This is a genomic window from Streptococcus sp. HMSC34B10 (assembly GCF_001839505.1).
Lineage (GTDB): Bacteria > Bacillota > Bacilli > Lactobacillales > Streptococcaceae > Streptococcus > Streptococcus peroris.
Genome location: NZ_KV841551.1, coordinates 27365 through 35568 on the forward strand (window position 1 = coordinate 27365; position 8204 = coordinate 35568).

Annotated in this window: 9 protein-coding genes and 1 tRNA gene; 8 read left to right on the top strand and 2 right to left on the bottom strand. The window is 43.0% G+C overall.

From position 1 onward, the window contains the following. Positions 1 to 23: 23 nt before the first annotated feature. Together HMPREF3237_RS03410 and HMPREF3237_RS03415 are read right to left on the bottom strand one after the other, a co-directional pair. A tRNA-Lys gene (locus HMPREF3237_RS03410) sits at positions 24 to 96 on the bottom strand. Positions 97 to 358: 262 nt separating this feature from the next. Continuing rightward, positions 359 to 1630 (bottom strand): replication-associated recombination protein A, encoded by a 1272-nt coding sequence (locus HMPREF3237_RS03415; protein ID WP_070888839.1) that lies wholly within the window; start codon positions 1628 to 1630, stop codon positions 359 to 361. Positions 1631 to 1745: 115 nt separating this feature from the next. On the opposite strand from HMPREF3237_RS03415, the gene HMPREF3237_RS03420 reads away from it, so the two are divergent. The 8 genes from HMPREF3237_RS03420 (at position 1746) to HMPREF3237_RS03450 (ending at position 8108) form a co-directional block, all read left to right on the top strand. Next, on the top strand, positions 1746 to 2216 hold the full coding sequence (locus HMPREF3237_RS03420) for a DUF3013 family protein (protein ID WP_070888840.1): 471 nt from the start codon (positions 1746 to 1748) through the stop codon (positions 2214 to 2216). 12 nt (positions 2217 to 2228) lie between these two features. Beyond that, positions 2229 to 2669, top strand: a complete 441-nt coding sequence (locus tag HMPREF3237_RS03425; RefSeq protein ID WP_070888841.1) for an NUDIX hydrolase — start codon at positions 2229 to 2231, stop codon at positions 2667 to 2669. Beyond that, positions 2670 to 3566, top strand: coding sequence for a GIY-YIG nuclease family protein (locus tag HMPREF3237_RS03430; RefSeq protein ID WP_070888842.1), 897 nt, complete (start codon positions 2670 to 2672; stop codon positions 3564 to 3566). 10 nt (positions 3567 to 3576) lie between these two features. Next, the gene (gene prmA / locus HMPREF3237_RS03435; RefSeq protein WP_070888843.1) at positions 3577 to 4527 is read left to right on the top strand and encodes a 50S ribosomal protein L11 methyltransferase; all 951 of its coding nucleotides are present in this window, start codon (positions 3577 to 3579) and stop codon (positions 4525 to 4527) included. Between the two features lies 1 nt (position 4528). Continuing rightward, a complete protein-coding gene (locus HMPREF3237_RS03440) occupies positions 4529 to 5272 on the top strand; it encodes a 16S rRNA (uracil(1498)-N(3))-methyltransferase (protein ID WP_070888844.1) in 744 nt (247 codons plus the stop codon). A 10-nt stretch (positions 5273 to 5282) separates the two neighbouring features. Continuing rightward, positions 5283 to 7079 (top strand): oligoendopeptidase F, encoded by a 1797-nt coding sequence (gene pepF / locus HMPREF3237_RS03445; RefSeq protein WP_070888845.1) that lies wholly within the window; start codon positions 5283 to 5285, stop codon positions 7077 to 7079. 269 nt (positions 7080 to 7348) lie between these two features. Continuing rightward, positions 7349 to 7525 carry a hypothetical protein gene (locus HMPREF3237_RS08985; RefSeq protein WP_180364195.1) on the top strand — a complete coding sequence of 59 codons (177 nt, stop codon included), beginning with the start codon at positions 7349 to 7351 and terminating at the stop codon, positions 7523 to 7525. Positions 7526 to 7559: 34 nt separating this feature from the next. Then, positions 7560 to 8108, top strand: coding sequence for a DUF1307 domain-containing protein (locus HMPREF3237_RS03450; protein WP_070888846.1), 549 nt, complete (start codon positions 7560 to 7562; stop codon positions 8106 to 8108). Positions 8109 to 8204: the final 96 nt, after the last annotated feature.

Here is an 8204-nt window from a genome sequence, read left to right on the forward strand (position 1 = left end):
AGGCTTTTTCCTGTTGATTTAGATGCCCCCTACAGGGCTCGAACCTGTGACCCATAGATTAAGAGTCTACTGCTCTACCAACTGAGCTAAGGAGGCAAATAAAAAGCTGTATTGGTGCCGAAACTTCACGGTTTGTATTGAACCCGCGCAATTAAGCAGGTGGGCAACTCGCTCTAACTGAAGCTGTTTCCGTGTGAGACGGCCTACATGCTGTTAGAAGACTTTTGTTTCCCTAATAATACAAAAAATAGTCGGTCAACACTTAAATGTGAAGTCGTACACCACAGCGTTTCTATGATTATATGATACCACTTTTTCAAAAAAAATCAAGGGAAAATTAAAAATTTTGAAAAGGATTTCACGAGTTTCGTAATTTATCAATGGTTTCCTTGCGTTGAGCCAGGGCCCGTTCGTATTTTCCACTATCTTCTGGAGAAAAGTAATGATGGTCACGAATTTTTTCTGGTAGGTATTCTTGCTTGACCCAGTGACCAGGATAATTATGTGGATAGAGATAATTTTGGGCGTTACCTAGTTCCTTGCTACCGCTATAATGTCCATCTCGCAAGTGACGTGGAATCGGCAGATGCCCCGATGTTTTAAGGTCAGCCAAGGCCTTATCTATAGCCACATAGGCTGAGTTAGACTTAGGTGAAAGTGCCAGATCAATGACGACATTGGCGATGAGGATGCGGGCTTCTGGGAAACCGATCCTTTGGGCAGCATCCAAAGCAGTTACGGTATGAATCTGAGCTTCGGGATTGGCTAAGCCAATATCTTCATAAGCAATCACAGTCAAACGACGAGCTAGGCTAGGAAGGTCACCAGCTTCTATCAAGCGAGCAGCATAGTGGAGACTAGCATCGACATCGGATCCACGGATGGATTTTTGCAGGGCAGAGAGAACATCATAGTGTCCGTCTCCATCCTTGTCCATAGTGATGTAGCTTCTCTGAAGACTATTTTCCATGATTTCAAGCGTGATATGACGGATACCGTCATCATTTTCTGGAGTGGAGAGAACTGCCAAATCAATTGAATTGAAGGCAGACCGGAGATCTCCATTGGTAGATGTTGCGATAAAATCAAGGGCATCATCATCTAACTCAACAGGGAAATCAAATCCTCGTTCAGGGTCAGTGAGGGCGATTTGAACGGCCTCTTTAACATCTTGGTTAGACAAGGGTTCCAACTCAAAAATTTGAACACGACTGCGGATGGCTGGAGTTACAGAAAAGAAAGGATTTTCAGTTGTCGCCCCGATCATGATGACTAGACCACTTTCCAAGAGAGGAAGGAGGAAGTCTTGTTTAGTCTTGTCGAGACGATGAATCTCGTCTAGTAGCAGTACAAGGCCACCTGAGAATTTAGCTTCCTCAGCGATTTCTTGGAGACGTTTTTTACTATCAACAGTGGCATTGAAGGTCCGAAAAGCATACTTGGTCGTTCCAGCGATGGCCGAAGCGATACTGGTTTTTCCGATGCCCGGAGGTCCATAGAGAATCATGGATGACAGGCGGTTGGCCTCCACCATACGGCGGATGATTTTTCCTGGTCCGACCAGATGCTCCTGACCGATGACCTGGTCGATGGTTTTGGGGCGCATACGAAGCGCGAGATTGTCTGGCATAGCAGTCCTTTCTAACATGGATTTTCTGATACGAATGTGGTAATATGGTAGTATCTATTTTAGCATATTTCCGAGTATTCGGGGCGATTAAAGAGTCATACAGAAAGAGGATAAAATGGCAACATACGGATTTTTAGATGTTTTACAAGAAGAGTTGGACAAGAACTTTCCTTTTGATTATGAGATTAGCTGGGACAAGCGCAATCATGCGGTGGAAGTGAGTTTTCTGTTAGAGGCACGAAATTCTGCAGGAGTGGAGATGTTAGATGAAGACGGAGAGGTTTCGTCAGATGATATCCTCTTTGAAGAAGCGGTGCTTTTTTACAATCCTGCCAAGTCAACAGTTAATGCAGAAGACTATTTAACTGTTATTCCGTATCTACCTAAAAAAGGTTTCTCTCGTGAATTCTTAGCTTATTTTGCGCTATTTCTCAAAGATACTGCAGAGGTTGGGCTAGATGCCCTCATGGACTTTTTGGAAGACCCAGAAGCAGAAGAATTTGCCATGGAATGGAATCAAGAAGTCTTTGAAGAAGGAAAAGTCGGCTTGGAAGAGGGAGAATTTTACCCTTATCCGAGATATTAGGAAGAAATGATTATGAATTTGGATTGTATTGATAAAAAGTTTGATTTTACGGGCTCTAAGATTGCCTTGATTTGTGGGGATAAGGTCTTGACTATCTTACGTGATGACAAGGACGATATCCCTTGTCCCAACATGTGGGAGTTGCCAGGTGGTGGTCGTGAAGGAAACGAAAGTCCTTTCGAGTGCGCAGCGCGTGAAGTTTATGAGGAACTGGGAATTCATTTAGATGAAGACTGTCTACTTTGGAGCAAGGTCTATCCCAGCGTGCTCTTTGAAGGTCGGCAGTCTGTCTTTATGGTCGGTCAGTTAAGTCAGGATCAGTTTGACAGTATCACCTTTGGGGATGAAGGACAGGCCTATAAACTGATGCCTATTGAGGAATTTCTCAATTCTAAACAAGCAGTGCCTCAGCTACAGGGGAGATTGAGGGATTATTTGGAGGAAGTAAGGTAGATGCCAAATCGTAGTAAGAATATCAATATGTTTCTCATGGATGGAGAAGTTACTGGGATAATTAAATGTACCTTGTCGAATTGGACAGGGGTGATTTATAAAATTCCTCGAATTCAATTGGCAGATTTAAAATCACGTGATGAAATGAAGCAAAGCGGCATTTATTTCCTATTTGGTCGTAATGAGGATAAGCAAAAGGATGTTACCTACATCGGGCAGGCAACGAATCGCAAAAATGGTGAAGGTGTCCTTTTACGTGTTCAGGAACATACTCGTGACAATCATGCAGATTATTTTAATGATGTAATTATTTTGACGACGCAGAATAACTCCTTTGGACCCACGGAAATTAGTTACTTGGAAAATAAATTTACACAACTAGCAAAGGACGCGGGGCGCTTCATTGTAAAAAATGGGAATGAGCCCAATTCTGGGAATGTAACAGAAGAAAAGCAATCCGAGTTGGATGAGGTTGTGGAAAACACCTTGATGATTGTAGGAACCTTAGGGTACCGAGTGTTTGTTCCTATGACCAAGAAAACAGGTCAGAATGTTTCTGATGAAAATTCAACTTATCTCTATCTAAAGCGAAAAACCAAGAAATCAAATAGAACGATCGAAGCAATCTGTGAACAGACTTCAGAAGGCTTTGTTGTTTTAGAAGGAAGTCAAGTGGATGTGGTTGATTCATCCGCAATACCAGCAAGCCTAAAAGAATTGCGTAAAGAGTTAATCAAAACAAATATGATTAAAGATGGTGTTTTACAAGAAAAACAACTGTTCTCCAGTCCATCTTATGCAGCTGCTTTTATATTAGGAATGAATACGAATGGACGAACTGACTGGAAGAACAAGAATGGTAAAACACTAAAAGAATTAGAAGAAATGGATTGTTAAGGAGAATCAGATGGAAACATGGCAAGAGTTAAAAGTTACAGTCAAGCGTGAGGGAGAGGAGTTGGTTTCCAACCTCTTGATTGAGTTAGGTGCCCAAGGGGTAGCAATTGAAGATAGCATGGACTATGTTGGAAATGTGGACCGCTTTGGTGAGATTTTCCCTGAGGTCGAGCAACAGGAAGAAATCGTAGTGACCGCCTACTACCCTGAAACGGTTGATGTAGCAGCAGTTGAAGCGGATTTGCAGTATCGTCTGGCAGAATTGACAGATTTTATGGATCTGGGCGAAGTCAAGATTGGCACCACTGCCTTGGCTGAGGAAGACTGGGCGGACAACTGGAAGAAATACTATGAACCTGCACGTATCACTCATGATTTGACCATTGTGCCATCATGGACGGACTATGAAGCAACAGCGGGAGAAAAGATTATCAAGCTAGATCCTGGTATGGCCTTTGGGACTGGAACACACCCTACGACCAAGATGAGTCTTTTTGCCTTGGAGCAGGTCCTTCGTGGTGGCGAAACAGTGCTAGATGTAGGGACTGGTTCAGGGGTTCTTTCTATCGCTAGCTCACTTCTGGGTGCTAAGGAAATCTTTGCCTATGACCTAGATGATGTAGCGGTTCGAGTCGCTCAGGAAAATATTGAGCTCAATCCGGGCATGGAAAATATCCATGTGGCGCCAGGCGATTTGCTCAAGGGCGTGGAGATTGAGGCAGACGTCATCGTGGCCAACATCTTGGCGGATATCCTCATTCATCTGACGGATGATGCTTATCGCTTGGTCAAGGATGAAGGCTACCTGATCATGAGTGGCATTATCAAGGACAAGTGGAACATGGTGCGTGAGTCGGCTGAGTCAGCTGGATTTTTCCTAGAAACCCACATGATCCAAGGGGAATGGAATGCCTGCGTCTTCAAGAAGACCAAGGATGTCTCCGGTGTGATTGGAGGCTAGCATGCAGCAGTATTTTGTCAAGGGGAGTGCAATCTCACCTGTCATCATCGAGGACAAGGAAACCAGCAAGCACATGTTTCAGGTCATGCGCCTGAAAGAAGATGACCAGGTGACTCTAGTCTTTGATGATGGGATTAAGCGCTTGGCGCGCGTGGTCAATGTGGAAACCCGTCAGTTGGAGTTGGTCGAAGAATTAGATGACAATGTGGAATTGCCAGTCCAAGTGACCATCGCATCAGGCTTTCCCAAGGGAGATAAGCTGGAGTTTATCACTCAGAAAGTAACAGAACTCGGTGCTAGCCAGATCTGGGCTTTTCCTGCAGACTGGTCAGTCGCCAAGTGGGATGGCAAGAAATTGGGCAAAAAGGTTGAGAAGTTAGAAAAAATCGCTCTTGGTGCAGCCGAGCAAAGCAAGCGGAATCTGGTTCCAAGTGTCCAGCTTTTCGAGAAAAAAGCAGACTTTCTAGCCCAACTGGACCAGTTTGACCGCATTGTGGTGGCCTATGAAGAGTCAGCCAAAGAAGGAGAATCCGCTGCCCTCTTACAAGCAGTCACGGGTCTTGAGAAAGGGGCTAAGTTGCTCTTTATCTTTGGACCGGAAGGTGGTCTGTCGCCTGCAGAAATTGAAAGTTTTGAAGAAAAGGGAGCAGTCCTGGCAGGACTTGGTCCTCGTATTTTGCGAGCAGAAACAGCACCACTTTACGCTTTATCAGCCCTTAGTGTTTTATTAGAATTAGAGAAATAAGAGGAAAAAGATGGAACAAAAACACCGTTCAGTATTTCCTGAAAATGAACTTTGGGACTTAACAGCCCTATATCAAGACCGTGAGGATTTCTTGCGTGCGATAGAGAAGGCGCGTGAAGATATTAACCAGTTTAGTCGTGACTACAAGGGCAATCTTCACACTTTTGAAGATTTCGAGAAGGCCTTTGAAGAATTGGAGCAAATCTATATTCAGATGAGCCATATCGGGAATTACGCTTTTATGCCTCAGACGACAGACTATAGCAATGAAGATTTTGCCAATATCGCCCAAGCTGGAATGGACTTTGAAACAGATGCCAGCGTAGCCTTGACCTTCTTTGATGATGCCTTGGTAGAAGCAGACGAAGAAGTCTTGGACCGTTTGGGTGACTTGCCACATTTGACTGCAGCTATTCGTCAGGCCAAAATCAAAAAAGCCCACTATCTTGGGGCTGATGTGGAGAGGGCCTTGACCAATCTGGGTGAAGTTTTCTACAGTCCACAGGATATCTATACTAAAATGCGAGCTGGGGACTTTGAAATGGCTGATTTTGAAGCCCATGGAAAAACCTACAAAAACAGTTTTGTGACCTATGAAAACTTCTATCAAAACCACGAGGATGCTGAGGTTCGTGAGAAATCCTTCCGTTCTTTCTCAGAAGGACTTCGTAAGCACCAAAATACAGCTGCGGCAGCCTATCTTGCTCAGGTTAAATCTGAAAAACTGTTGGCAGATATGAAGGGCTATGACTCAGTCTTTGATTATCTTCTGGCTGAACAAGAAGTGGACCGTGCCATGTTTGACCGCCAGATTGACCTCATCATGAAGGATTTTGCGCCAGTTGCTCAGCGATATCTCAAGCATGTTGCCAAAGTGAATGGTCTTCAAAAGATGACCTTTGCAGACTGGAAATTGGACTTGGACAGCGCCCTTAATCCTGAAGTGACCATTGATGATGCCTATGATTTGGTCATGAAGTCGGTAGAACCTTTGGGACAAGAATATTGTCAGGAAGTTGCTCGCTATCAAGAAGAACGCTGGGTGGACTTTGCTGCCAATAGTGGCAAGGATTCTGGTGGCTATGCAGCAGATCCCTATCGTGTGCATCCTTATGTCCTCATGAGTTGGACGGGCCGTCTGAGCGATGTTTATACCTTGATTCATGAAATCGGACATTCTGGTCAATTCATCTTTTCGGACAATCATCAAAGCTACTTTAACACCCATATGTCGACCTATTATGTAGAAGCACCATCAACCTTCAATGAATTGCTTCTCAGTGACTACTTGGAACGCCAATCTGATGACCCACGTCAAAAACGCTTTGCCCTTGCTCATCGTTTGACAGATACCTACTTCCATAACTTTATCACGCACCTCTTGGAAGCAGCCTTCCAACGTAAGGTCTATACATTGATTGAAGAGGGTGAAACCTTTGGAGCAAGTATACTCAACAGCATTATGAAGGAAGTCTTGACTGACTTCTGGGGGGATGCTATTGAGATTGATGATGATGCGGCTCTGACTTGGATGCGCCAAGCTCACTACTACATGGGCTTATATAGTTATACCTACTCAGCTGGACTAGTTATCTCGACTGCTGGGTACCTCCATCTAAAAAATTCTGATACCGGAGCTCTAGATTGGCTAGATTTCCTCAAGTCAGGTGGCAGCAAGACACCGCTTGAGTCAGCTATGATTATCGGAGCAGATATTTCAACAGATAAACCACTCCGTGATACCATTCAGTTCTTGTCAGACACGGTTGATCAGATTATCGCCTACAGTGCAGAGTTAAGAGAGTAAGATATAAAGTAATAAAAAGGTAGGTGATTCTTATGCTGATGATTTTTGGATGGTTGACAGTTATTATATTTGGATTATTTGTAGCTATTTTCAAAAAAGCCGTTGAAGGCCGTGATTGCAAAACTGAACTGAAAGTATAACTGGTATTGCTTGTGCTTTACTTCATTTTGTACCAGATTCTCTTTCATTAAAAATTTGATGTTTAAGAAATAAAAAGTCACCTACGAATGGCTTTTTGATCAGTGACTAGAAAAGCAGAGGTGCTAGGGATGTATCAAGAATTACAAAGTAAAGTGACAGAAGAAAAACCAAGCTATAGTCGGGAAGAAATTTGGAAAGAATTACATAAGCGATCTCCTGAAACACATCCAGATGATAATCCACCAGTTTTAAAATATAGTGATGTCGTTCCAAAGTTGCTTGAAAATGGTTATATTAAGCAATAAAATGTAAGAAGTTTTAAGAAAGGATTCTATCAAAATGAATAAACACTTGAAAATATCAGTTGCATTACTCTCATCAATTTTTGTACTAGTCGCTTGCGGACAAAACAACTCAGCTAGTAGTGCAACAGAGACTACACAAGCAGCTGAAGCAACTACGACTGCTCCAACGTCCAATAAACAAAATACAACAGAAGATCTGCCAAAAGACGGTGTACAAAGATTCAAGCATGTAGATAAAGGTGGATCAACATTTCTTATCTACTACTTCAAGGATGACATCGTCTATAAACAGATTGGTATTTACTTTTATAACCCTAAAGGATTAGGCAAATCTGAAGAAGAGGTTATTCAACTTCTGAACAAAAGTCAAGAGCTTTATAAGGATGTAACTGGAATAATCTCTAAAGTTGAGAAGGAAGATGGAGAATACATTCAAACCGTAATATATAATTACCAAACTATGGACTGGAAAGAGTTACATCGACGCGATCCAAATCAATTTCCTGAGACCAAACCAAAACCAGTGAAATTTAGTGAAGCTGCAGCTAAATTACAAGAAAAAGGTTATGTTAAATATGAATAAACTCAACCAAATAACCAGCACCAACGACGCTCCTTGACCGTCCTTGGTGCTGTTTGTCCTGTACGGTTGATCAGATTATCGCCTACAGTGCAGAGT